This is a genomic window from Sphingobacterium athyrii (assembly GCF_003071065.1).
Taxonomy (GTDB): domain Bacteria; phylum Bacteroidota; class Bacteroidia; order Sphingobacteriales; family Sphingobacteriaceae; genus Sphingobacterium; species Sphingobacterium athyrii.
This window is the reverse complement of record NZ_QCXX01000001.1, coordinates 653625-678960: the sequence shown is the minus strand read 5'-3', so window position 1 is coordinate 678960 and position 25336 is coordinate 653625. Positions and strand designations below refer to the sequence as shown.

The following is a 25336-nucleotide window of genomic DNA, read 5'->3' as shown; positions in this document are numbered from 1 at the left end:
GAATCCCATGAGGCAGTTTGAGAAAACCTTTGAGAAAACCAAGCTTGGTTTTACCGAAAGCCTCAATGGAATCCCAGGATTCAGCACCACAAAGTACACCAAGGATCGACAGAATGATGATGTCACTCAAAAGATGCTTCTTGTTCCGGTTAATCCGGTGGTCGGGAAACTGTTCAAAATAGTGATGGAGGGTACTCTTTTTCTCTAACATGATGGAACAAAGATACCTCCATCAGAACATTAACGAAACACATTTTACCAACATCGAAAACCTAAAAATGTGGAAACTCTCCTGAATTTTTTATTTTTAATGCGTTAGCCCTGGTTTTTTTCAGTGGAATTCATGTCATTTTTATGGGGTTGAAAATTGAGCGGTGATTTTGGTGTTTTTTGTGGAAGCGCCGCTTTTTGTTTTCTTTTCTGAGGTAGGTGTTACCAGACGAAGGATTGCTTAAAAAGGGACAAGAGATCATAAAAAAACTGTTTATTACCAGAAATTTTGCTAAATTTGTTTCACAATTTATTTATTGAAAACATAAGTGTAATAACATAATTGTACATGTTGTTTTGTGTTTTCTATTTTTTAACAATATAAAGATCATAGTTGTAAATGATTAAAATTACACTACCTGATGGTTCCGTTAGAGAATATCAAAAAGGAATCACTGCAGCGGAAATTGCTTTGTCAATTTCTGAAGGGTTAGCGAGAAATGTTCTTGCTGCTGAGGTGAACGGTGAAGTATGGGATTCTGCCCGTGCTATTGAAGAAAATGCTAGCGTGAAGTTGTTGACCTGGAATGACACAAAAGGAAAATCTACTTTTTGGCATTCTTCGGCTCACTTGCTAGCTGAGGCACTGGAAACATTGTATCCGGGAATTAAATTCGGTATTGGACCGGCAATCGAAACAGGTTTTTACTACGATGTTGATTTTGGTGATCGCGAATTTTCTTCGGATGACTTTAAGGCTATCGAGGACAAAATGTTAGAACTCGCCAAACGCAAAGAAACCTTTGAACGTAAAGCCGTTTCTAAATCGGATGCTTTAGCCTATTTTACCGAAAAAGGGGATGAGTATAAGCTGGATCTGATCAAGGATCTGGAAGATGGAAAGATTACCTTTTATACCCAAGGTGAGTTTACTGATTTATGTCGTGGACCACATATACCAAATACTGGATTTATCAAGGCCATAAAACTGACTAATGTTGCCGGTGCATATTGGCGGGGTGATGAATCCCGGAAACAGTTAACACGTATTTATGGTGTAACTTTTCCGAAAGCATCGGAGCTTGCCGAATATTTAAAGTTCATTGAAGAAGCAAAGAAACGCGACCACCGCAAATTAGGTAAGGAGCTGGAGCTTTTTGCATTTTCTGAAAAGGTGGGCGCTGGATTGCCTTTATGGTTGCCAAAAGGAGCTGCTCTGCGTCAAAAACTGATTGATTTCTTGCAAAAGGCACAGTTGAAATCGGGGTATGAACCAGTCGTAACGCCACATATTGGACACAAACAATTGTATGTGACTTCTGGTCACTATGAAAAATACGGTGCGGATTCCTTTCAACCGATCAAAACACCTATTGAAGGTGAAGAGTTTTTGTTGAAACCGATGAACTGCCCGCATCACTGTGAGATCTATAAGGTAAAGCCGCGTTCGTATAAAGATTTGCCGGTTCGTTTTGCCGAATTTGGTACCGTGTATCGTTATGAGCAATCCGGAGAGTTACATGGGTTAACACGGGTACGTGGGTTTACGCAAGATGATGCACACTTATTCTGCCGCCCGGATCAGGTAAAAGATGAGTTTAAAAAGGTAATTGATCTGGTTCTTTATGTATTTGGTGCTTTAGGGTTTAATGACTATACTGCACAGGTGTCGTTGCGTGATCCTGAAAACCGTACTAAATATATCGGTACTGATGAGAACTGGGCTTTAGCCGAATCTGCGATCATTGAGGCGGCTGAAGAAAAAGGTCTGCCAACTGTCGTGGAATATGGTGAAGCGGCTTTCTATGGTCCGAAATTGGACTTCATGGTGAAGGATGCCCTGGGACGTAAATGGCAGTTAGGTACTATTCAGGTGGACTATAACTTACCTGAACGTTTTGAATTAGAGTATACTGGCAGTGATAACATGAAACATCGCCCAGTAATGATTCACCGTGCGCCATTTGGATCGTTGGAACGTTTTGTAGCCGTATTGATCGAACACTGTGCGGGACAATTTCCGTTATGGCTTGCGCCTGAGCAATTTATCGTCTTGCCAGTGTCAGAAAAATACGAAGAATATGCGCAAAATGTTTTGAATTCGCTAAATAATTCCGATATTCGCGGACTGATAGACTTACGTGACGAGAAGGTGGGCAGAAAAATCAGAGACGCCGAGGTGAAAAAGCTTCCTTATATGTTAATTGTAGGGGAAAAAGAGGTGGAAAATGGCACAGTTTCTGTACGTAAACATGGCTCAGTAGAATTAGGAACTATGACTGCTGACGAATTTAGAGATATATTAATTAAGGAAATAACCGTTTAATTTTTAAACATTTGGCATTAAAAAGACCCGGTGGTCCAAGACCACCAATGAGAAAGAAAGAACCAGATCACCGCATTAATGAGTTAATCAAGGTACCTGAAGTACGTTTGGTAGGAGATAATGTGGAACAAGGAGTTTACCCTACACGCAAAGCGTTAGAGTTGGCTGATGAGTTGGAACTTGATTTAGTGGAGATTTCGCCAAATGCTGTACCGCCGGTTTGTAAGATTATCGACTACAGTAAGTTTGTTTACGAACAGAAGAAGAAACAAAAGGAAATCAAAGCTAATGCAAAACAGACTGTTATCAAAGAAATTCGTTTCGGACCTAACTCTGGTGAACATGATTTTGATTTCAAATTGAAACATGCGATTAAGTTTCTTGAAAGTGGTGAAAAAGTACGTGCGTACGTACACTTCAAAGGTCGTGCTATCGTACACAAAGATCAAGGTGAGATCTTGTTGTTACGCTTCGCTCAGGCACTGGAAGATTACGGTAAAGTAGAACTTTTACCAAAATTAGAAGGGAAACGTATGTTTTTAACAGTAGCTCCAAAGGCTCCTAAAAAATAATAAGAATTCTAACAGATTGATATAAAATTTATAAGTATTATGCCAAAAGTTAAAACCAATTCCAGCGCAAAGAAACGTTTCAAATTGACTGGAACAGGTAAAATTGCAAGAAAAAACGCTTTCAAAAGCCACATCTTGACAAAAAAGAGCACAAAACGTAAACGTAACTTAACACAAACAAGTTATGTATCTGATGGCGATATGGGCAACGTTAAACGTATGCTTGCTATCGGTAAATAAGTTTTATTCGATTTTATTTAATAATAATTTTTTAACCGGGTACAGGGTCGTAAGTTCATTGAAATACATGGCACCTTTTACCAAACTAATTTTAAAAATATGCCACGTTCGGTTAACGCAGTAGCTTCAAGAAGAAGACGCAAAAAAATCCTAGGCCTTGCAAAAGGTTACTTTGGATCACGTAGCAAAGTTTATACTATTGCTAAAAATACAGTAGAAAAAGGTTTACAATACGCTTACCGCGATCGTAAAACCAAAAAACGCGAGTTTAGAGCTTTATGGATTCAACGTATCAACGCTGGAGCTCGTCAACACGGAATTTCTTATTCCCAATTGATCGGTAAATTAAACGCTAAAAACATTGGTTTGAACCGTAAGGTTTTAGCTGATTTAGCTTTAAATAACCCAGAAGCTTTCAAAGCAGTTGTAGACGCAGTAAAATAGAGTTTTTAATCCGCTGTCAATTTGTTAGAGATATTAAAGGAGCCCAAAAGGCTCCTTTTTTTGTTGTGAACCGTTTGAACGCTGTCTGTTTTTTTGGACGATATTTGAACGCATAGCAAGGAGCTGCTCATCGTATTTTATTTGTCGGAGGCTTTATACCCTCTTTTAAACAACTGAAATTATCAAACTATATGTAATAACCATTCTCACTCAATATTAGGTTTGATTTTTGTACAAATAGCAATAAACATGCAATTATGAAAACAAGAACGATCGCATTTGGATTTTCACTTCTGTTATTTGGAGGTATGGTTATGGCTAAAGGACCAGGTTACAAAGCTCCTATAAAAACTGTGTCGGATCAACAGGGAAAAGTTATATCAATTGAGGGTGTAGGTAACAGCCGGACAATAGAGGCCAAGGGAGGAGAGACAATCCAAATAGAAGGTGCCGATAATAAGGTGGTAATACGTGGTAATGTTAGTAAAGTTATTATTGAAGGCAAAGGCAATACCGTAACGGGAAATGACGTGTCGACTGTTACGATAGAGGGCGCAGACAATATGGTTAATATTGGGTCTGTCGAAACCGTTCAAATTGAAGGTATCAAAAATCACGTTCACTACAAATCGACTAAAAACAAATCTGGCCAAGTAAAGGTCTCTACTGAAGGTGCCGACAATATGGTTATGAAGATGAAATAATCAAAAATTTCAATAAAAAAGGGTTTTGTATGATATCATGCAAAACCCTTTTTTATTGAAAAATAGTATCTAGTTTTTAGTTTGATTGTCTTCAGACTGCTTATCATCTAATTCATTTCTTTGTGTTTTATAATCCGCGGATGTAATTTCTGTATCTTGTTCTTTTTGTATCGGATAGGGGTTTAGAAAATCTTGATCAAAAGGATGAGGAGTAACGGCTCGCGGTATAGGGTTGTTATCGTGATATGTTCGAAGACAGGTGCCTTTGACACGTTCAGAATTATACACATAGGTTCCCCAAATGCAGAAAAAGAAAATCGCTTTTATGGTATCTTTGTAATGTGCGAGTGGATCATCTGTTTTATCCAAATAACTTTTGAACATAAAATAGGATGCAATTCCATCAATAGTACAGAATATGGCCATAAATAGTGCAACCATAAAGAAGGTCTGTGCGAAAATATCCCTTTTCTTGATCAGTAAGATACAGCTATAAATCAAACCAACCAGTATCAATACATTACCGATTATTTCCAACAGCAGCAGAATTTTGTATGTAACGGGTGAAACACCATCTAACTGATCTGCCGCTTGCCAAGTATTTAAATTAAAAAAGGACTGCTGAAAGAAAAATATACCGGATAGGGTCAATATATTTATAAATAGTACGATAAGCAGTACAATCATCCATCCACCAATTTGTTCATGATAAACTTCGTCGTATGGCTTGATAAAGAAGGGCTTACTTTTATTATACTTTTTAACAATATACCAAATGACGACTGGTACCAGGACAATGATTAGGATCAGGGTAAACCAATTTATTTCCTTCGCTGATGTCGGTGTGCCCAGATTAGTTATCCCATCTGTTACATATCCGTCGGCGTCCAGATAAAAACCATTGAAAAAGATATTCTCACGATCGGCAAAATCTGTATAATACTGTTGCAGATCCTTTTGCTCGACAAATGGTTCATGAAAACCCAAGGTATAAGCAATCTTGATACTATCTGGCTTTATTTCCAATGTCTTTCCGAATACATAGGCGTTGCGGTCAAAATAGCTATTGTCTTTATGACTGCCAAATGTATTTTTTCCTTTGTTTACAACGTAGATCTCATACTCGATATCGGTAGGGAACGGCAGGCTCAGTGGGGCAATACGATCCTCCATAATTTCGGGTAGCTTGTCGTTTATATTTGTGCCCAACAGGGAAATATACTTTTTGGAAGATCCGTTTTCTGCTTTTCCGATGTTTTTAATTTTGTATTTTTCGGTGATCTCCACGCGATTGTTCTCAATATCATCTTTGAATTGTATATGGCCAATTTTATTGATTTTGGGATAGGTTTTCGCATAATACTCCAGGTATTGCTTCTGTATATCGTTTTTGGCACTACCTTGAAAATAAGTACGCATATTGTCCGCTTCATTTCCGAAATAGACTGTTTTGACATCAAGGATAGCTTCGAATTTGCCTTCCAGCGTCAACGTTTCCTTGACTTTAATATTTCCCACAACATGCTGCGGTACATCGGCAAGTTTTCCATTGCCCAGGGTCGAGAGCACTTTTCCATAAGCGGGGAAATATCTGTTTTTGATATCTCCGCCCTGATTGGTTATGGTTGGATCAATATATTGGTAACGTCCTCCGATATTAACTTCAACAACCATGTGGTTGAAAGCATAAGGCGAGGGGAGCTCTTCCTGTAGTCCTCGGTCCTTATACGTATTGGCTAATACCAGTCCTGCGTCGATGTTCTTATTTTTGAGTATTGTTGCCAGCAGCATGGATTTATCTTTGCAATCGCCATAGCGCTGCGAAAATACTTTTTCCGGAACATTCGCCCGGTGTGAATATTCTCCCATCTCAATACCCATATAACGTATCTCGTTTTGTACAAAGTCACAGGCCTTTTTTAAGTAGTTATAGGGCTGCCCATTTGACTCTTTCCATAGTTGATTGACGAAAGTTTGAAGTGTACTTGAAGGAACTATCTGTGGGATGGGATTAATCCTACGGTTCCACTGGTCAACGTCCTGCCAGGTATTGAATTCTGAACATTGGATATACTTTAAGGGGCTGTACCAGGCCGGACTATAATTTTCGAACTGAACTGTTTTGTTCTCAGTAAGCTCCCAAAAGAAATTTGTTGCATTTCCCATGGATTGTTGCTGTACTTCAGGTGCGCCATTGAAACTTTTGAATTGAAGTTTGCGACTGTTAGGTACAATATAATTGAGATGGACCAAACCAGTAGGTTCATATCCCTGTAGGTAATAGGTGTCGAAAAATTTATGTTCAAATACGGGATTTGCACCTATAATTGAATAGGCGAATACGATCTTATCGTCTTTACGTAAATCTTCCAGGACATAATGGGCCATCTGACTTCCGTTGTAGATGGACCTCGAAAGCTCTGTTTCGGATGCAAGGAGGTTGAATTTTGCCTGTGGCAGTAAGTCAATATTTTTCCCGTTGCGAATGATCTTTAACTCATGTAATTGAAGTTTTTGGAAATGCGGATCAAAGGTTACCTGAACCTGTCCCAGGTTTTCGATCCCACTTTGATCAAACAATACTTTTATGTCCTTATAATATTTTGTTTGGGCAGCTAAGTTTATTTGATTTTCGATTAACTCATAGTAATATCCATCGCTAATATCATCCAGATTTGGCTTTATGGCTTTTTTTGCAATGGGCCGGAGCCAAGTTGGCGACGCTGTTTTTTGAATGGGTGTTTGGCTAAAAGACCAGGAAAATGCAGCTAGTACAAGTACGAAAGCTAATAGAAGATGGCTAAATCTTTTCATTAATTCATAATTTAGCCTAAGATAAGTAAAATTTGGACTCAACGGTAGCTGAATTTAGGAAGTATTGGGAAATCTTTATTATATTAAATCTAGCGTCTTTAAAAATTAAAAGGGTTGTCAATAGCCATTAACAACCCTTTTAATTTTTAGTCCGGTAATTTTATAATTTGCTCTCTCTCTTTTTCTTCTTCTTTACCACTTTTGGCATTTGTGCTTGTTTCAATTCATATTGTCTTTCGATGTATTGAATGATTTCAGAAGCAATGTCTTTCTTTGTGGCCTTTTCTATACCCTCCAATCCGGGGGAAGAATTTACCTCGAGAACTAACGGCCCCCGATCCGAGGGAATCATATCCACGCCACAAACGGTAAGCCCCAATTGTGCGGCGGCGGCAATAGCGGTTTCTCTTTCTGCCTTGCTTAGGCGTATTACCTGAGCTGTTCCGCCCCGGTGTATGTTTGACCGAAATTCACCTTCTTTAGCTGTACGTTTCATTGCCCCGACAACTTTGCCGTCGACCACAAAAGCTCTGATGTCAGAACCTTTCGACTCTTTGATAAACTCTTGGATCAAAATATTGTTTCCGAGGCCGTAGAAAGCTTCTATAACAGATGACGCCGCTTTCTTGGTTTCTGCCAAGACAACACCAATCCCCTGTGTACCTTCCAATAGTTTAATCACCAAAGGGGCTCCGCCTACCATACTGATCAGATCGTCAACATCGGACGCCGTACGTGCAAAGCCTGTAATCGGGAGGCCAATGCCGGCACCGGACAAGATCTGCAGACATCTCAATTTGTCCCTGGACCTGGTAATGGCTTGACTTGGATTTGCGGAAATTACATCCATCACCTCAAATTGTCTGACAATAGCCGAACCATAAAAGGTGACCGAAGCGCCTATTCGGGGAATAATCGCGTCAATACCACTGAGATCCTGTCCTTTGTAATGAATACTGGGTTTATCTTGTTGAATGCCAACGTAACACTTACTGTGGTCTATGACAACACATTCGTGACCTCTTTGTTGTGCAGCTTCTACGAGACGACGAGTTGAGTATAAACTCTTTACTGTCGATAATACGGCAATTTTCACGGTTTGTATATTGAATATATTTTTGTGCTAAGATAACAAAATAGCTTTGCTATTTGTTTTTATTTTGACGGGGACTTCAAGGAGAGATTTTCTTTGGAAACATCAACCAAAAATCTTCGGTAGAGAAAATTCTTTCCTAAAAGCATCGGGTAGGTCATTTTGGAGCGATTTCGAAATGAAATCTTGATACTGAAAACCTGGTCGTAAAGTTTTGCTGTAGTTCGGATATAATAACGCTTTTCCTCCTGACCAAATGAACTCTTGACCAGTTTTGATTTGTAAAGCTTTAATTTTAAAACTTTGGTTTCTTCTGTTTCGAAATTGGTAATGAGTTCACAATGGATCCAGTCATGACCATCTTCATTGACGATTTTATAGGAGTTACAATGCAAAACCGAGGAAGCAGCGCCGGTATCGACTTTTGCTTCTATGCCAAATATTCCTAATTCAGGTAAATCCAGGGTCTCTTTCCAGCCCACGAGAAGTTTTTCTTTCATTGATACCAAAAGGAATAAATGCACCAATCTTTATCGCATAGAATGGTGCATACTTGTTTTATTCGTAAATAAATTCTCCAAAAGGAGATGTAATCGTTACTTTTTTAGAAGCGGCATCTTCTACACGACCGATAATTTGTGCCGGAATTCCGAACGACTCCGAAATGGCAATGATATCCGCAGCAATAGCTTCAGGTACATACAATTCCATCCGGTGTCCCATATTGAATACCTTGTACATCTCCTTCCAGTCCGTATTGGATTCTTTCTGTATCAATTCAAAGAGTGGCGGAATTGGGAAAAGATTGTCTTTGATGACATGTACATTGTCCACAAAGTGCAACACTTTAGTCTGCGCTCCACCTGAACAATGCACCATTCCGTCAATCTGAGAACGGTACTTATCTAAAATATTTTTGATGACCGGGGCATAGGTACGTGTCGGTGAAAGGACGAGTTTACCCGCAGTGACTGTTTCGCCTGTTTCCACGGTGATGCCATTGGTTAAATCCTGACTCCCCGCAAAAACAAGTTCATAAGGGACAGCCGGATCGTAAGCCTCCGGATATTTTTCCGCTACTTTTTTGTTAAAGACGTCATGACGTGCTGAGGTTAAGCCATTGGAGCCCATACCGCCATTATAAGCTTTTTCATAACTTGCTTTTCCATTGGACGCCAAGCCGACGATTACGTTGCCCCCTTTAATCCGGTGATTTGAAATCACATCCTCCCGTTTCATCCGGCATGTAACTGTACTATCGACTATAATTGTGCGTACCAGATCGCCAACGTCAGCAGTTTCGCCACCGGTAGAATAAATACCGATACCCAAATCACGAAGTTCAGCCAATATTTCTTCTGTACCATTGATGATTTCTGCAATAACTTCTCCGGGAATAAGATTTTTGTTTCTTCCGATTGTAGAGGACAGTAGAATATTATCGATCGCTCCAACACAGAGTAAATCGTCTATATTCATAATGATAGCGTCTTGTGCAATACCTTTCCAAACTGAAATATCTCCAGTTTCTTTCCAATAGACATAGGCTAGCGAAGACTTGGTACCGGCACCATCAGCATGCATTATATTGCACCAATCCTGATCTCCACCCAAAATATCGGGAATGATTTTACAGAATGCTTTGGGAAACAGACCCTTGTCGATATTTTTTATCGCATTGTGCACATCCTCTTTTCCAGCGGATACACCTCGTTGATTGTATTTTAAATCTGACATCTTAGCGCAAAAATAAGCAATAGCGCTGAATTAACGAACCTTATTTATGTAATTTAATCACTTATGATCGTACGCCAATGCGTGACGAGTTGTTCGAAGTTTGTTTTTGCATTTGCAGGACTTGTACTGGGGAGGCATAGGTAGCGTATGTTCTCTTTTTCGTCAAAATACTTCGTATACAATTTATACGCTTTTTGCCCATTAAAGACTACGAGTTTGATCCCCGGATTTGCCTCCAGAAGCGCGATGATTGGATTGGGGCTTTCATCTTTGATCGCTAAATCCATACTGCCCGGACGGGATGCTTCCGCACAGACGTCCCACAGACCTATGCCGTTGTCAAGCAGCAGATTTACTTTATCAATATAGTCTGTCGTATTTGGACTATCATACAAATGTCTGATCACTTTCCAGAAACGATTTTGTGGATGCGCATAATATTCATTTTGCTCCAACGATCTGTCGCCCGGCAAAGATCCGAGGATAAGCGTTTTGGTATTGGCGTTCACAAGTGGTAAAAAGGACCTTTTGAGCATAATCAAAAATAACAATAAAAATTTTGGCTTTGAAATAAGAATTATTTTTTGCTATATTTATGATATTAAAATGATATCAAATATATATTAACGAATTATGGAAAAATTGATTAAACCCATGTCGGGCTATTTAGCCTTATTAATTGCGGTAGCTTCTTTTATAGCTGCCATATTTTCATTTGCCAACGTCGACGAAAGTTCGCTATATGTTGTACTTGGCGTCATCCTGATGATCGGAACATTTTTTATACTGAAAGGATTAATGATTATTAATCCAAATCATTCACGTGTTTTAAATTTCTTTGGTCGATATGTGGGCACTGTAAAAGAGAACGGTTTGTTTTTTGTCAATCCGCTGTATTCTACCATCAAGATCAGTTTACGTTCGGATAATCTCCAAGGGCAGACATTAAAGGTAAACGATAAGATGGGAAATCCAATTGAGATCGGTGCTGTTATCGTATGGCAGGTAGGGGATACCTATAAAGCTGCGTATGATGTCAGTAATTATACGTCTTATGTACGTACGCAGAGCGAAGCTGCGGTACGGCATCTGGCGGGAAGTTTTCCTTATGATAACCTGGAGGATGAGGGAGCGGAGATCACTTTGCGTGAAGGCGGCGATACGGTGAATCATATTCTTGAGCAGGAACTCGCCGATCGTCTTGCACCTGCGGGGGTGATTATTAAAGAGGCTAGAATCAGTCATTTGGCTTATGCATCCGAAATTGCCGGTGCAATGTTGCAAAGACAACAAGCTGCTGCCATTGTCGCCGCGCGTTCAAAGATTGTGGATGGTGCTGTAGGCATGGTTGAGATGGCACTAAAGAAGCTGTCCGAAAAGGATATTGTAGAACTGGACAACGAGAAAAAAGCGGCTATGGTGAGCAATCTAATGGTGGTGCTCTGTGGAGAAAAAGCCGCGACACCAATTGTAAATACCGGTACTTTGTACCAATAAACTGAATGAAATGGCAGATAAAAAGAACTTTATGTTGCGGCTTGACGATCAAATGTACAAAGCATTGGAAAAATGGGCTGCAGATGAGTTTAGGAGTGTTAACGGGCAGATCGAATATCTTTTACATAAAGCGCTGCAAGAAAATAAAAGATGGAGTGCGGAGAAAAAGTCTGCTGATAAAAAATAAAGAATCAGAAAGTAAAAATGTACCTTTGGCTTCGCTTCAAACGAAGTAAAAGGTGCATTTTTTGTTATATAATTTTAAGAAATAAGATATGTTGATCAATCCAATCTATAATTTATTGGTCGTAAGCACAAGTACCATTCATGGCAGCGGATTTCTCGATTACATTAAAGAAGATTTTGTGAAATTTATCGCTTCCGATGAGTTGCTGTTTATTCCCTTTGCCAGACCATCCGGAATATCTTTTGATGCGTATACGGCCAAGGTTCAGGAAGCTTTGGATGATAAAAATATAAAAGTTACCGGATTGCATGAGTTTCAGAACAAGAAAAAGGCCATTCAGGAAGCAAAAGCAATCTTTGTCGGTGGGGGTAATACATTCTTGTTGTTGAAGACATTGTATGATTTGGATCTTGTACATCAATTGCGCGTACAAGTAGGCAAAGGAACTCCTTATGTAGGCACTTCTGCTGGATCTAATTTGACCGGATTGACCATTGGCACAACAAACGATATGCCTATTGTTTATCCGCCAAGTTTTGACGCGTTGGGATTTCTCCCTTTTAATATTAATCCACATTTTTTGGATCCGGACATGAATTCGACCCATAAAGGAGAAACACGGGAAACCCGTATTCAGGAATTTCATCAATTTAATTCACAACCCGTAATTGGACTACGGGAAGGTAGTTGGCTAAAAGTAAATCAAGGAGAAATAAAATTGGAGGGAACGTTGACAGCCCGTTTATTTCGACCGGAAAGTGAAGCTGTGGAGCTTGCTCCCGGATTAATTAATTTTTAAGATTTTGTAAAATCTGCACTGTTTTCGTAGCTTAACAATAAATCGAAAGCGGTCAGCAGCCTATTTTAGATATAATAGTGCCTTTCCTTCTTAAAAAATACTTTTGTAGATGATTGGATATCATACAAAATAAGCTACTTTTGCGCTAAATCCATTAAAATATTCTTCCAATGGAACAAAATTCAGCATTGCACCCAGCCGATATTGCGGAAGAAATATCGCGTCTAACTAAAGGTGAGCAACATCAACATTTTATGGACTATCCTTTAGAGGATAGATTGGAAATCTTTTCATTTTTGGAAGTAGATGTCCAATACACATTGATTAAATCAATGACCGAGCAGGAATTGTCCGAATTGCTGAATAACCTTAAGCCGGATACGCGAAACGAGTTGCTTTCTGAGCTACCGGATGATCTGATCAAATATTTGATCAATCTCTTGAACGAGCGTGAAAAGCAGATGGCGCTGGAGTTGATCGGATATAAAGAGGACAGTATTGCCCGTCTAATGACACCCATGTATGTGCAGGTACGTCCCTATTATACGGTGGATGATGTTTTTCGGCATATTAAAGTCTTTGGAAGAAAGGCTGAGACACTCAATTTCATTTATGTCGTTGATGAGAAGAATGTTTTGATTGATGATTTGAAGATCGGTCAATTGCTATTGTCTGATGGTTCCACAAAGATTTCGGATCTAATTGACTATAATTTCGCAGCAATTAAAGCCTCAACTCCGATGGAGGAGGCTTTCGAAATCTTCCAAAAATACGATCGAAGTGCCTTACCTATTATTACCGAAGCGGGTGTATTGGTTGGGATTGTGACCTTTGATGATGTGCTGGACCGGATCGAAGACCGTGACACAGAAGATATTCAACGATTTGGAGGGATGGAAGAGCTGGATCTGGCTTATACAAAGACGCCATTACTTCAGTTAGTACAAAAACGGGCCGGATGGCTTATTATATTATTTTTCAGTGAGATGCTTACCGCTTCTGCCATGGGTTTCTTTGAAGGGGAATTGGAAAAGGCAGTTGTATTGGCATTGTTTGTTCCGCTGATTATTTCCAGTGGTGGAAATTCGGGCTCGCAGGCTGCCTCACTTATTATTCGTGCCATGGCCTTGGGTGAATTGAAACTCAAGGACTGGTGGTATGTCATGAAAAGGGAAGTTTCTTCGGGACTGATTTTGGGCAGTATATTGGGCGCCATTGGTTTTCTTAGGATATTGGCCTGGCATTTTCTTGGTCTATATGACTATGGCCCTTATTGGATTGCAATAGGTCTTACTGTGGCGGTTTCGTTGGTGTTTATCGTGTTATGGGGAACTTTGTCGGGTTCATTTATTCCCTTTATTCTACGTCGATTCGGTTTGGATCCAGCCACGGCATCGGCACCTTTTGTGGCCACTTTGGTTGATGTCTCCGGCTTGATTATATATTTTACCGTTGCAGCGTTCTTTTTGCAGGGCAAATTATTGTAGGCCTGTTTGAAAAAAATAGCGATGAAAAGCATAAAATCAGTCCCTGATTTTATGCTTTTTTTATGGACTGAGTTACAGATTCAATCTTCGGTACAATTTTTCTTTAATTCCCCCTTTTTGAGCAACATAAATTCCTTTTTTTCCAGAAAATATAAATGCGGCTATGCAAGCAATTGCTATAAAAACGACGGGTTGAAAACCAAAAAGCTCATAGCCCATAATGATACAGGCCAGTGGCGTATTTGTGGCGCCTGAGAATACGGCAACAAAGCCCATGGCGGCCAGCAGCCCTAAAGGGAGCGGGATAACCGTACTCAGCGCACTGCCAAGCGTAGCTCCAATAAAAAATAATGGGGTCACTTCCCCGCCTTTAAAGCCAGCAGAAAGCGTAAATGTGGTTAGCAGCAATTTGATGAGGAAATCATAATAATCCGAAGGATTGTTAAAAGCCTCCTGTATCATTGGAATACCCAAGCCGATATATTTTGTGCTTTTTAGCAATACCACCGTAATCACGATGATAATACCACCGATAACGGGTCTGAATAGCGGGGATCTGATCTTTTTAAATTGGGAGCTGAAGAAGTCTCCCGTGAAAGTAAACAACCGGGCTGCCGCACCGAATAAAATCCCGGCAATTAGGCTAAGGCCAATATTGCTTAAAGATATTGCGGGGATACTATCATGTATAGGATAATGTGTATGCGGGATATTCCACAACTGACAACTAAAGTGTGCGATATAGGCTGTGAGCATGCAGGGGAGTAGCCCAAAATATCTTTTTTTGCCAATGAGGAGAACTTCAAGGCCAAAGACGGCTCCGGCAAGTGGGGTGCCAAAGACGGCGGCAAAACCTGCTGTAATGCCAATGGATATCAGGATACGACGTTCGGTTTTGCCGAAATTAAACCAACGGTTGAGTTGGTCGGATATTGCCCCGCCAATCTGGACCGCCGTTCCCTCACGTCCGGCCGATCCCCCAAACAGATGGGTGAGCAAAGTTCCGAATAAGACAAGAGGTGCCATGATGAGCGGTATCCGGCGCTGTGGATAAAGGTATTCTTCAATCAGGAGGTTGTTCCCTTTACTGGAGGGATTACCCCAACGCTGATAGGATAAGGCAATGATCAGACCCGCAAGCGGTAATCCGTAGATAATCCAGGAATTGTTTTCTCTATATGCGGTGACCCAATTCAGCGAAAAAAGAAAGAATGCGCAGATTGACCCAACGCTAAAGCCTACCATACAGCAGGTAATCAGCCATTTGGAAATGAAATAAAACTTGTTTTGCGCTGTTTGATTTGAAGTTTTGATAGCCATAAGTCTACTCATATAAAATCTGTTGTTTTTATACTAAAAGTAGACGTCATCAGCTTATTAGGGCGGTTTTGGGCAGACATCATTGCCACTATGTTATGCAAAGTTATAAAAAACGAATGATAATTGCAATCCAGCCCATTATCATGAGTAATCCTCCTAAAGGAGTGATGGGGCCAAGAAACTTCAGGTTTTTTTTCCAATACTCCGCAAAGGAAAGAAAATAAATACTTCCTGAAAACAATAATGTGCCCGAGGTAATTAGGTAATAGGCTACCCGTTCGGACTGATAGTCAAAGGACAGGTTTAGTCCGAGAACCAATAGCGTGATGGCTGCATACATTTGATATCGAACGCCTACCTCAAACGAATCCAGCTTTTCAGCCGATAGAATTTTTTTGAATGCATGTGCGCCAAATGCACCTAATATAATGGCCAGAGCGCCCAATAATGCAGCGGTAATGATTACAATGTGATTCATAAATATAATTTATTTAAGAACTGATTTAGTCATGTCTATGTGGAGAATCCCGTAGTCAGGATAAGGTTCGGAATTTTGTTCAAACCCTAATTTCTCATAGAATGACTTTAAGTGGAATTGGGCACCGATTTGAATATCCTGCGTTCCGAACGCTTCTAGCGTAGCGGTGATGGATTTATGCATCAGCAGTTGGCTTAAGCCTGTTCCTCGCGCCTCCTTCACAACAATTACACGCCCTATGGACGCTTGTGGGTATGAAATTCCAGGCGGAACCAAACGGGTATAGGCGACAATCTCTCCATCCTTTTCCGCCCAAAGATGGAGGCAGACATAATCTTTATCATCCAGTTCCGGATATAAACACGCTTGTTCCAGCATGAAAACCTCCGTACGCAATTTTAAAAGGCGATACAGTTCCCGGTTCGTCAGTTCGTCAAAATTCTTAAGTTTCCAATTATAATCCATGATGGTTAATGAAGACAGACAAATCGAGTTACCGACCCTACCGCAGGAGCAATTGGTCGGTAACTCGATTGATGTTATGTTAATGGGGTGATTATGCCAATAGGCTTTTTACGACCTCAGAGATTGTCTTCCCGTCGGCTTGACCAGCTAATTTTTGATTGGCAGCACCCATTACTTTTCCCATTTCCTTAATGGATGAAGCGCCGGTCTCTGCAATGATTGCTTTGATAACGGACTCTACTTCCTCTTTGCTCATTTGTTTAGGAAGGTAGGCTTCGATCACTTTTTCTTCTTCTACCTCAATTTGATAAAGATCTTCACGGTTTTGATTCTTATAGATTTCGGCAGACTCACGGCGTTGTTTTACCAGTTTTTGTAAAACTTTGATTTCAGCTTCCTGATTTAGCTCTTCTGCATGGCCTTTTTCAGTTTTAGCAAGAAGAATAGCCGCTTTGATGGCACGTAGTCCACGCAATGTTGCGGTGTCTTTTGCGATCATTGCCGCTTTAATGTCTTGATTTATTTGTGTTTCTAATGACATGATGTTTTAATTATTTTCGATTGACAATCGTGCCCGTAGCCTGAGCTGTGGGCATTATTAATAGATCGTTGATGTTCACATGCGCCGGTCTAGTGATGACAAAAAGTATTGTTTCAGCGATGTCGGTTCCGGTGAGGGGCTGTACGCCTACATAGACGTTTTTTGCCCGTTCCTTGTCGCCATGAAAACGAACTTCGGAGAACTCTGTCTCGACCATTCCGGGATCAATGGAACTAACTTTTATGCCTTTGGAAAGCAGGTCGATACGCATTGCTTTTGTTAACGCGTCGACGGCATGTTTTGTCGCACAGTACACATTACCATTGGGATAAACCTCTTTTCCGGCTATAGATCCTAAATTGAGGATATGTGCCCCATTTTCAGTATCCATGAGTGGGATAACTGCTTTGCTCACATAAAGCAAGCCCTTGACGTTGGTATCGATCATTCTGTCCCAGTCACCGATATCGCCATCCTGAATAGGATCCAGACCTTGACTAAGTCCGGCATTATTAATCAACACATGGATTTTTTTCCATTCTTGCGGCAAACCATCTATTTGATTCTGGACCTGCTCTGAATCTCTGACGTCTAATTCAAAAGTATGAATGTTGATATCGGGATAGGTTGAACTCAGTTTTTCCTTTAATTCATCCAAACGATTTAGTCTGCGGGCACAAAGTAAAAGATTGTAGCCTTCCTTCGCCAATACTTCAGCACAGGCCTGGCCAATACCTGAACTTGCTCCTGTGATGAAAACTGTCTTTCTCATATATGTTACTAGTTGAAATATTAAAACTCGATATTGACCGTCTTTTCATGCTAAAATGTAGCCGTGGAATCGTTTATTGACTTATTTTGTAGCGATATAAATCGTACAGATACCGAACGTCTGGGGTTTTACAATCGTTTGGTCAAAGCCAGCCTTTTTATTTATAGCAACAAATTTCTGTCCATCGGGAAACTGAGCAACAGATTCCGGTAGATATTCGTAAGCACTGGCATCTTTTGAAAAGAACTTTCCAATAGTCGGTGTTACATATTTGAAGTAAAAATTATAGAGTTGTTTTATTGGGAATTTTTTTGGATTTGAAAACTCCAAAATAACGGCTTTGCCACCCGGTTTCAATACTCGGTAGATATCGGACAGTCCCTTTTCTAAGTTCTCAAAATTGCGGACACCAAATGCAACGGTCACGGCGTCAAAAGTATTGTCATCAAATTGAAGCCTCTCCGAATCGCCTAATTGTACTTCAAATTGATTTTCCAACCCTTTATTTGCGATTTTCTTTTTAGCAACATCAAGCATACCCTGCGAGATATCAACCCCAATGATTTTTTTGGGATTCAATATTTTGATGGATTCCAATGCAAAATCCCCAGTTCCGGTTGCCACATCCAGCATCAGTTGAGGTTTGATGGATTTTAAGGCATTGATGGCTTTCTTGCGCCATATAATATCAATCCCCAGAGACATGAAGTGGTTTAAGAAATCGTAGGAATGGGAAATATTGTTGAACATATCCGCGACCTGTTTTTTCTTGCCGTCGTTGGCGTCTTTATAGGGCTTTAATGTTGAAGAATCGTGCGTCATTTTACAAATATACAATATAAGTATATTTTTAATGCTTAAAATGGGATTTGTTTTTCGATTTAAAGCTGAGATTTTTCCTGTCTGATTAAGGAGATGTTATGACAGTCTTTAATGGGAAATAAATGCTGCTATTTTGAATTTGTTGAATTTTGCTTATTCACAATGGTTTAAGTTATCAACACTTTTTAATGTATTGATTTTAAGGGCTTGTTTTTTATTTTCAACATGTTTTCCACATGTTGTGTTAATAAGTAGAGTGGTAAAACTGTGTCCTTCAAAGCGTTTTGACAGTTGATGGCTGAACAACTAAATCTGCTGTTTGTAATTCATCCTCGTGGTGAATTTTATTTTTTATACATTTGTTATCCCATCTTAAATTTAAGAGCTGGGAAGCTATATTTCTGATATAATATCATGATGAACGAGAGCAATTTTGAGGCGAATAATACGGATAATAACAAAAGAGGTAATTATGGTGAGCGCCGTACCAAATTAAACAATATGGTAAGCGGCTTAGGGAAGCTACCACCACAGGCGGTAGATCTTGAAGAAGCTGTTTTGGGCGCATTGATGCTTGAGAAAAATGCACTGAGCGAGATTATTGATATTTTAAAACCTGAGTCTTTCTATAAGGAATCGCATCAGAAGATTTTTGAAGCGATATTTGGTTTATTCCAAAAGACCTCGCCGATTGATATTTTGACGGTTACATCCGAGTTGCGGAGAATGGGCGCGCTGGAAATGGTAGGCGGAGCTTATTATATTACGCAACTGACCGACCGCGTAGTTTCAGCGGCTAATATTGAATACCATGCACGGATTATTTCTCAAAAATATATTCAAAGGGAACTGATCAAAGTTTCAACTGAAATTATCAATAGCTCCTACGACGAGACCTCCGATATTTTCGATCTCCTGGACCATGCCGAAAAGAGCTTGTTTGATATTGCACAAAATAACTTGAGAAGAGATTCCCGCAAGATGGACGATATTATGCGTGAAGCCATCTCGAATCTTGAGATGTTACGTGATCGCACGGACGGTCTGACCGGTGTGCCATCAGGGCTAACGGCGCTTGATCGTATGACTTCTGGCTGGCAGCCTTCGGATCTAGTGATTATTGCTGCACGTCCAGCGATGGGTAAAACGGCATTTGTATTGTCTGTCGCACGAAATGCGGCGGTAGAACACGGTAAAGCTGTAGCAGTATTCTCGCTAGAGATGTCATCGGTTCAGTTGGTCAATCGTCTGATCGCTGGGGAAACTGAAATTGAGCAGGAAAAACTAAAAAAAGGTAACCTGGCAGATCATGAATGGCAGCAATTGCACTCTCGTATCGGGCGACTGACAGACGCTCCGATTATCATTGATGATACTCCTGCGCTGAACGTATTTGAATTTAGGGCAAAATGCCGTCGTCTAAAAGCACAATATGATATCCAAATGGTGATTGTCGATTATTTGCAATTGATGCACGGTAAAGCAGAAGGCAAAGGTGGGGGAAACCGGGAACAAGAAATCGGTAGTATTTCCCGTGCTCTGAAATCTGTCGCGAAAGAGTTGAATATTCCAGTTTTGGCCTTGTCGCAATTGAGTCGTGCGGTGGAATCCAGACCTGGAAATAGTAAACGACCAATGTTATCCGATTTGCGTGAGTCGGGGTCTATTGAGCAGGATGCCGATATGGTACTTTTCTTATACCGACCAGAATATTATGGTTTGACAGAAGATGAGGAAGGACGTCCGACGGCAGGTGTGGGTGAAGTTATTATTGCGAAGCACCGTAATGGTGAAACAGGGATCGTGCCGCTTCGTTTCGTCGGTAAATTTGTTAAATTTGTCGATCTTGAAGACGAGTTTTCCGGAATGGGTGGGGGTGACGGTTTTGGCGATGCGCCAGCCACATTCTCTGCATCCGCATTGAATCCGTCTCCAAATTTTGGCGATGACTTTGGTGGAGCAGGTTTTAGTGGTGGCATTACCATGCCTTCACGGATGAACGATATGCCTGACGATGCACCATTTTAATATGTAATTTTACACGAGTATCCATAAATGAGAAAGCCGAAATAATACATTCCGGCTTTTTTTAATTCTATTCAATGCATTTTTGTCCTTTTTTTCGATGTTGAATTGATTATCGCAACTAAAATTTATAGGTTACTCCAGCTCCGACGATTTGTCTGATCTGTAATGCGGAGTTTCTTTTTCCGACTTCTTTTCCTTTTTCAATAATCGGAATGGCGGTGTTGTCGTCATAGATCATTTGTACGCCGGCGTTTACGGTAATAAACTTATTGACCTTCATGAATAGATTCGCGGTGTAGTCTATGTCAACATTCTGCGGCTTGTCCAGGTAATTTGAATAGAGTTTTAAAATATTTTCAAAGGAAACATTCTCCATCAGGTTTACTTTGTAGTATGCGTCAAAAGAGGCACCGAACTCGGTTCTTACTTTTTTTCCGGGATCTAGACCATATCGTGTTGAAAGAAGTGTGTCGCTGACGAACACGAATCTTACTGCTGCTGGGGACAGATTGAACCTCAGGTTATCCGATTTTTTGTAGGCAAAACCGGGTCCAAAGCTTAAATATGCCGGAGCCAGGAATCGCGAAATACGTTCTTTCGGAGTTTTCGTATAATCAAATCCATCGGCAAACTGCGTATTAAAATTCAAGAAAAAAGTATATAACCAGTATTGTGAGGCTTGATGTCCCAATAAACTGTTCAATACCAATCTATCATCATTTTTGCGCCAGTCAGATTCTTTTTGAAAAGTTAAACCGTATGCCGCTAGCACCTTGTTGTCCCAGGACCACTTATCTTTTTTATAATTGAAATCATAATTTAAGGTAAGGTTTCCGGAGAATGAATTGACACCCCCCGCCGCCCAATTGGAAAATGAACTTTGGTTAATTAGAAAAGTGTTTTCACCTTTGATCGTCCATATTTTACTGGTGTCTGGAAGAGCTTGCTGACTATAACTTCGAAAGCCAAATAAACATAGTGCAATAAGAAAGATCGATTTAATTTTTTTCATACTAAAAATTTGGTTTTTGTGCATTATTGCGAAAATAATTGTTCTATAACTAAACGAATAATATTGTTTATTGTTTTATAGCTTTTTGTTTACGGATATTTTAAATAAAATTGGAACTTTGGCAACTTATTAGATATTATGAAAATAACGTTGCTTTGTATTGGAAAAACGGATGATAAATACTTGATCGAAGGAATCGACAAATACATCAAAAGACTAAAGTTCTATGTAAACTTTACTATCATGGTAATACCGGATATTAAAAATAGCAAAAGTCTCTCTGAGGAGCAGCAAAAGGACAAGGAAGCTGGATTCATTTTAAAACAATTGCAGCCGCAGGATATGGTCATTTTACTGGATGAATTTGGTAAGGAGTTCCGTTCCCTGGACTTTTCCGCATATTTGGAGAAAATGATGGTCAATAGTGTACAGCATATGGTGTTTATTATCGGTGGTCCTTATGGTTTTGATCAAAAAATCTATGATCGTGCAAATTCCAAAATGTCTTTGTCGAAGATGACTTTTTCGCATCAAATGATCCGTTTATTCTTTACGGAACAGCTTTATCGAGCCTTTTCTATTATGAAAGGTGAACCTTATCATCATGAATAATATGGAAAAAAGTCCGTAACTTCATCATTAATAAAAACAGACTTATGAATTTGCCGAACAAACGTGATTATCACTATAAAAGTGATGAAGGAGAGAAAAATAGCCAATTGAATAAATACATTATGATAGCATGTATCGTTATTGTTATTTTATTGGCAATTTACTTTGCATAATTTGATATCCTCTAATTACGGTAGGAGTAAAAGAATAAATCTCTTACTTAATATCCGTATGGAGGATATCAGCAGATGATTTTAATAAATTTGATTGGAATGTTTAGAGAAGAACGCCTAATTTTTCGGAGAAGGTTGGCCAGTTTTGCGCGTTCTTTTTGGTTCGGTGTTGTTTACAAATCCCCAGTTGGTCACATAGAACGATAAGGGGTTAATTTCTAATAATTTTTTCATTTTTTCTTTTTTTACCATATAATATTTTATTGTTTCGACTAGATATTGTCAATAATCACGCCAAACTTTAGCTTTACGCCAAATTGCCTTTCGTGATCTGATCGGTTTATCGATATCTGATAAAATAAAATTGGAAGAATAGGAAGGTGGACATAAGACATAATAAGTAGCCCCACATTGGGGCTACTTATCTTTATTAAATTTACTTTTTGTCTATTTTATATAATCTGCCGAGATCAGTAATGGCATATAGCGCACCATCCTGTCCTTGCGTAATATCTCTGAATCGTTGCCCCTCACTGCCGAGTAAGCGTTCTTCGCCAACCACTTTATTGTCTTTTAAGATAATCCGGGCGATATGGGTACTGCTCAGGCCGCAAATAAAGAGGTTATTCTTCCATTCGGGAATGTTCTGTCCGGTATAAAATGTAATTCCGCTTGGGGAGAGGACAGGGTCCCAATAATAAACAGGTTGCTCAAGCCCATCTTTTTGCTGTATACCTGCACCAACTTTATCGCCTTTATATTCTATTCCATAGGTAATGGTAGGCCAACCATAATTTTTACCGGCTTGGACCCTATTGAGTTCATCTCCACCGCGAGGGCCAAATTCAGTTTCCCATAAATCGCCGGTTTCAGGATGAAACGCAAGTCCCTGCGGATTACGGTGTCCATAGCTGTATATCTCTGGTCGTGCATTTGCTTTTCCTATAAATGGATTGCCGGGTGCCGGTTTTCCATCTTTTGTAATGCGTAAAATCTTACCCAGGGCCGCATTTAAATCCTGAGCCAAAGGTCTGGTGACCAAATCAGAGCGTTCACCGGTAGTAAAAATAATGTTCCCTTCTTTATCAAAAACTATTCGCCCACCATAGTGCAGGCTGCCCTTATGGGCTGGAGTTGCCTGATAGATAACCTTCGCACCCTCGAATGATTTCTCGTCAGCAGAAAGCTTACCTTTGGCAACAGCCGTTAACGTTCCTGCAGGGGTATTGTCCGAAAACACCCAATATACCATTCGGTTTGTTGCAAAATCCGGATCGAGCCTCAATCCGAGCAATCCGCCCTGACCGCTGCTATTCACCGCTGGGATGCCTTTAATTGGCTCGCTTAATTTCCCGTCGGCACTTGCGATACGCATATCACCTTCTTTTTCTGTGATCAATAATCTACCATCCGGTAGCGCTGCAATGCCCCAAGGGGACTTTAATCCTTCGGCAATAACTTTGCCTTCAAAGGCGGAGGTTGTTTTCGCTCCGGCGATTCTGGTTTGTCCGGCAAAAGCAGGTTTGTAATCCGTATTTGCTTTTTGAGTTTCGACTGGTGGATAGCTTGTCGTATCCGTACCCGGATTTGATGTGCTATCTGAACCGGAATTTGAATTTGCATGATTGGAATTACAGGCGGTCAGGCCTAGTGATATCGTTAAAAGGCTTATTGTCAGTTTGGTTTTCATTGTTGATGACTTATTTTTTTGTCTTATTGTTCCGTTGAAGATATTAAAAATTAATGAAATGCTTTCTGATATCATGTAATAAATTTATCGACATTTATCACAACATCATTAAAAATGAGAAAGATAAAAACTTCGCCCATTCTGTTGACGGTTTCGGTGTCTAGGCTAAGGCATATTCAAACAATGTGTCAATATCTTTTGCAGCTCATTTTCTTTGTTGACAAAATAATCGCTCACTTCTAATGTTGCATTGGTGCTTAAATTGTAGATGCATACGGGAACATAGTTTGGCTGAGCAGAAGTCTCAAAAGTTTTAAAATAGTCCGCGCTTTCCTGGAAAGTTGAAAACTCTTTGGATTCACAATGTTGTGTTTCCTCATTATATGCGATGGTTATAAAATTCTTTTTCATTGTACGCTCCTTTATCAGGAATAACGAAAAGTAAACGACAATAGTTTTAAAAATTCATCGCTTTTTATTTTTAAACGCTGATATGGCTTGCATTCACCTCTTTTCCAAAGAATATTTTTGCTTTGGTTTCAAAATCCCTGGGGTCATCCGTAGTGTAGAAGGCCAATTGACTGTTTTTGGAACAGCAAGCCTCTATTTCGACATGTCGGTGCAGGTAATCCTTTAGGCTGTTGGCAACAATAGGTCCCTGGGAAATAATATTGACATTTTTGGGGACATATTTTTCGATGACAGGCAATAGTAGGGGATAGTGTGTACACGCTAAAACAATGGTGTCAATTTGATCACATTGCTGTAATAGCTCATGGATATCCTTTTGAACAAAATAGTGTGCTCCTTCCGTGTTAATTTCGTTGTTTTCGACCAAAGGAACCCAAAAAGGACAGTCGTGTTGAAATACCTCAATTTCCGGATTGAATTTATGGATCTCTATTTTATAGGATTCTGATTTTACAGTTCCTGTTGTGGCAAGGATACCGATTTTATTTGTTTTTGTATAATTATGGATGATTTCTGTGGTTGGCCTGATAACACCAAGAACTTTTTTCCCCGGTGGAAGATCGTTTTGCTGAATCGTTCGTAACGCCTTCGCCGAAGCAGTATTACAGGCTAAAATAACGAGATTACAGCCTAGATCAAATAGCTTAAATACACATTGTTTGGTATAGGCATACACGGTCTCAAACGAACGCGTACCGTAGGGGACACGTGCATTGTCGCCTAAATAGATATAGTCATATTGGGGCAAAAGCTGTTGAATTTCCCTGAATACCGACAGGCCTCCATAGCCGGAGTCGAAAATTCCAATAGGACCAGAAGTTAATGTATTATCCATAACGCAA

At 39.9% G+C, this 25336-nt stretch carries 28 protein-coding genes and 1 riboswitch; of the genes, 12 read left to right on the top strand and 16 right to left on the bottom strand.

Translation table 11 applies throughout. The annotated features are described in order from the left end of the window. Positions 1–211, bottom strand: a 211-nt coding sequence (locus DCO56_RS29475; protein WP_219929293.1) for a transposase family protein, incomplete at its 3' end; no start/stop codon positions are given. A gap of 399 nt (positions 212–610) precedes the next feature. Between DCO56_RS29475 and thrS the strand changes: the two genes are divergently transcribed. The 5 genes from thrS to DCO56_RS03035 all read left to right on the top strand — a co-directional run bounded on the left by thrS (position 611) and on the right by DCO56_RS03035 (position 4496). Then, a complete protein-coding gene (gene thrS / locus DCO56_RS03055) occupies positions 611–2536 on the top strand; it encodes a threonine--tRNA ligase (protein WP_108632264.1) in 1926 nt (641 codons plus the stop codon). An 11-nt stretch (positions 2537–2547) separates the two neighbouring features. Next, positions 2548–3108 (top strand): translation initiation factor IF-3, encoded by a 561-nt coding sequence (infC, locus tag DCO56_RS03050; protein WP_077435368.1) that lies wholly within the window; start codon positions 2548–2550, stop codon positions 3106–3108. A 39-nt stretch (positions 3109–3147) separates the two neighbouring features. Next, the gene (gene rpmI, locus DCO56_RS03045; protein ID WP_002993964.1) at positions 3148–3348 is read left to right on the top strand and encodes a 50S ribosomal protein L35; all 201 of its coding nucleotides are present in this window, start codon (positions 3148–3150) and stop codon (positions 3346–3348) included. Positions 3349–3447: 99 nt separating this feature from the next. After that, positions 3448–3792: a 50S ribosomal protein L20 gene (gene rplT, locus DCO56_RS03040; protein ID WP_046674462.1), complete on the top strand. Its 345-nt coding sequence runs from the start codon at positions 3448–3450 to the stop codon at positions 3790–3792. A 257-nt stretch (positions 3793–4049) separates the two neighbouring features. Continuing rightward, positions 4050–4496 carry a DUF3060 domain-containing protein gene (locus DCO56_RS03035; protein WP_219929292.1) on the top strand — a complete coding sequence of 149 codons (447 nt, stop codon included), beginning with the start codon at positions 4050–4052 and terminating at the stop codon, positions 4494–4496. 69 nt (positions 4497–4565) lie between these two features. Here the strand turns inward: DCO56_RS03035 and DCO56_RS03030 are convergent, their stop codons facing one another. The 5 genes from DCO56_RS03030 to DCO56_RS03010 form a co-directional block, all read right to left on the bottom strand. Then, on the bottom strand, positions 4566–7310 hold the full coding sequence (locus DCO56_RS03030) for a DUF3857 domain-containing protein (protein WP_108632263.1): 2745 nt from the start codon (positions 7308–7310) through the stop codon (positions 4566–4568). Positions 7311–7470: 160 nt separating this feature from the next. Then, a complete protein-coding gene (gene rimK, locus DCO56_RS03025; protein ID WP_108632262.1) occupies positions 7471–8406 on the bottom strand; it encodes a 30S ribosomal protein S6--L-glutamate ligase in 936 nt (311 codons plus the stop codon). Between the two features lie 59 nt (positions 8407–8465). Beyond that, the gene (locus tag DCO56_RS03020) at positions 8466–8903 is read right to left on the bottom strand and encodes an ATP-dependent zinc protease family protein (RefSeq protein WP_108632261.1); all 438 of its coding nucleotides are present in this window, start codon (positions 8901–8903) and stop codon (positions 8466–8468) included. A gap of 58 nt (positions 8904–8961) precedes the next feature. After that, positions 8962–10140, bottom strand: coding sequence for an AIR synthase related protein (locus DCO56_RS03015; protein ID WP_108632260.1), 1179 nt, complete (start codon positions 10138–10140; stop codon positions 8962–8964). 53 nt (positions 10141–10193) lie between these two features. Then, complete coding sequence (locus tag DCO56_RS03010; protein ID WP_108632259.1) at positions 10194–10676, bottom strand: DNA-deoxyinosine glycosylase; 483 nt, start codon at positions 10674–10676, stop codon at positions 10194–10196. Positions 10677–10773: 97 nt separating this feature from the next. On the opposite strand from DCO56_RS03010, the gene DCO56_RS03005 reads away from it, so the two are divergent. The 4 genes from DCO56_RS03005 to mgtE all read left to right on the top strand — a co-directional run bounded on the left by DCO56_RS03005 (position 10774) and on the right by mgtE (position 14110). After that, positions 10774–11637, top strand: coding sequence for an SPFH domain-containing protein (locus DCO56_RS03005; protein ID WP_104382566.1), 864 nt, complete (start codon positions 10774–10776; stop codon positions 11635–11637). Between the two features lie 10 nt (positions 11638–11647). Further along, a complete protein-coding gene (locus tag DCO56_RS03000; protein ID WP_108632258.1) occupies positions 11648–11824 on the top strand; it encodes a type II toxin-antitoxin system antitoxin in 177 nt (58 codons plus the stop codon). A gap of 88 nt (positions 11825–11912) precedes the next feature. Then, positions 11913–12623, top strand: coding sequence for a dipeptidase PepE (pepE, locus tag DCO56_RS02995; RefSeq protein WP_108632257.1), 711 nt, complete (start codon positions 11913–11915; stop codon positions 12621–12623). A 170-nt stretch (positions 12624–12793) separates the two neighbouring features. Continuing rightward, positions 12794–14110, top strand: coding sequence for a magnesium transporter (mgtE, locus tag DCO56_RS02990; protein ID WP_108632256.1), 1317 nt, complete (start codon positions 12794–12796; stop codon positions 14108–14110). A 72-nt stretch (positions 14111–14182) separates the two neighbouring features. Here mgtE and DCO56_RS02985 read toward each other — a convergent pair whose 3' ends face one another. From DCO56_RS02985 to ubiE, 6 genes are all read right to left on the bottom strand, one after another. Beyond that, entirely contained in the window at positions 14183–15442 is a 1260-nt protein-coding gene (locus tag DCO56_RS02985) for a chloride channel protein (RefSeq protein ID WP_245935765.1), read from the bottom strand. A 21-nt stretch (positions 15443–15463) separates the two neighbouring features. Beyond that, positions 15464–15526, bottom strand: a riboswitch (Fluoride riboswitch). A 7-nt stretch (positions 15527–15533) separates the two neighbouring features. Then, on the bottom strand, positions 15534–15908 hold the full coding sequence (locus tag DCO56_RS02980) for a DUF423 domain-containing protein (RefSeq protein ID WP_108632254.1): 375 nt from the start codon (positions 15906–15908) through the stop codon (positions 15534–15536). Positions 15909–15917: 9 nt separating this feature from the next. Then, entirely contained in the window at positions 15918–16373 is a 456-nt protein-coding gene (locus tag DCO56_RS02975; protein ID WP_181390436.1) for a GNAT family N-acetyltransferase, read from the bottom strand. 91 nt (positions 16374–16464) lie between these two features. Further along, complete coding sequence (locus DCO56_RS02970) at positions 16465–16914, bottom strand: GatB/YqeY domain-containing protein (RefSeq protein ID WP_108632252.1); 450 nt, start codon at positions 16912–16914, stop codon at positions 16465–16467. Positions 16915–16924: 10 nt separating this feature from the next. Further along, the gene (locus DCO56_RS02965; protein WP_108632251.1) at positions 16925–17686 is read right to left on the bottom strand and encodes an SDR family oxidoreductase; all 762 of its coding nucleotides are present in this window, start codon (positions 17684–17686) and stop codon (positions 16925–16927) included. A gap of 81 nt (positions 17687–17767) precedes the next feature. Beyond that, on the bottom strand, positions 17768–18508 hold the full coding sequence (gene ubiE / locus DCO56_RS02960; RefSeq protein ID WP_108632250.1) for a bifunctional demethylmenaquinone methyltransferase/2-methoxy-6-polyprenyl-1,4-benzoquinol methylase UbiE: 741 nt from the start codon (positions 18506–18508) through the stop codon (positions 17768–17770). Between the two features lie 414 nt (positions 18509–18922). Here ubiE and dnaB point away from each other — a divergent pair, with 414 nt between their 5' ends. After that, positions 18923–20536: a replicative DNA helicase gene (dnaB, locus tag DCO56_RS02955; protein ID WP_104382556.1), complete on the top strand. Its 1614-nt coding sequence runs from the start codon at positions 18923–18925 to the stop codon at positions 20534–20536. A gap of 118 nt (positions 20537–20654) precedes the next feature. On the opposite strand, the gene DCO56_RS02950 is transcribed toward dnaB, so the two are convergent. Beyond that, positions 20655–21548, bottom strand: coding sequence for a DUF3078 domain-containing protein (locus DCO56_RS02950; RefSeq protein WP_108632249.1), 894 nt, complete (start codon positions 21546–21548; stop codon positions 20655–20657). A 138-nt stretch (positions 21549–21686) separates the two neighbouring features. On the opposite strand from DCO56_RS02950, the gene rlmH reads away from it, so the two are divergent. After that, a complete protein-coding gene (gene rlmH / locus DCO56_RS02945) occupies positions 21687–22160 on the top strand; it encodes a 23S rRNA (pseudouridine(1915)-N(3))-methyltransferase RlmH (protein ID WP_108632248.1) in 474 nt (157 codons plus the stop codon). A gap of 44 nt (positions 22161–22204) precedes the next feature. Next, positions 22205–22333, top strand: coding sequence for a hypothetical protein (locus DCO56_RS29830; protein WP_262507815.1), 129 nt, complete (start codon positions 22205–22207; stop codon positions 22331–22333). A gap of 436 nt (positions 22334–22769) precedes the next feature. Here the strand turns inward: DCO56_RS29830 and DCO56_RS02940 are convergent, their stop codons facing one another. The 3 genes from DCO56_RS02940 to murI form a co-directional block, all read right to left on the bottom strand. Further along, entirely contained in the window at positions 22770–24023 is a 1254-nt protein-coding gene (locus DCO56_RS02940; protein ID WP_108632919.1) for a PQQ-dependent sugar dehydrogenase, read from the bottom strand. Between the two features lie 165 nt (positions 24024–24188). Continuing rightward, positions 24189–24434, bottom strand: a complete 246-nt coding sequence (locus tag DCO56_RS02935; RefSeq protein WP_108632247.1) for a hypothetical protein — start codon at positions 24432–24434, stop codon at positions 24189–24191. Between the two features lie 70 nt (positions 24435–24504). Then, entirely contained in the window at positions 24505–25329 is an 825-nt protein-coding gene (gene murI, locus DCO56_RS02930; RefSeq protein ID WP_108632246.1) for a glutamate racemase, read from the bottom strand. Positions 25330–25336 lie beyond the last annotated feature (7 nt).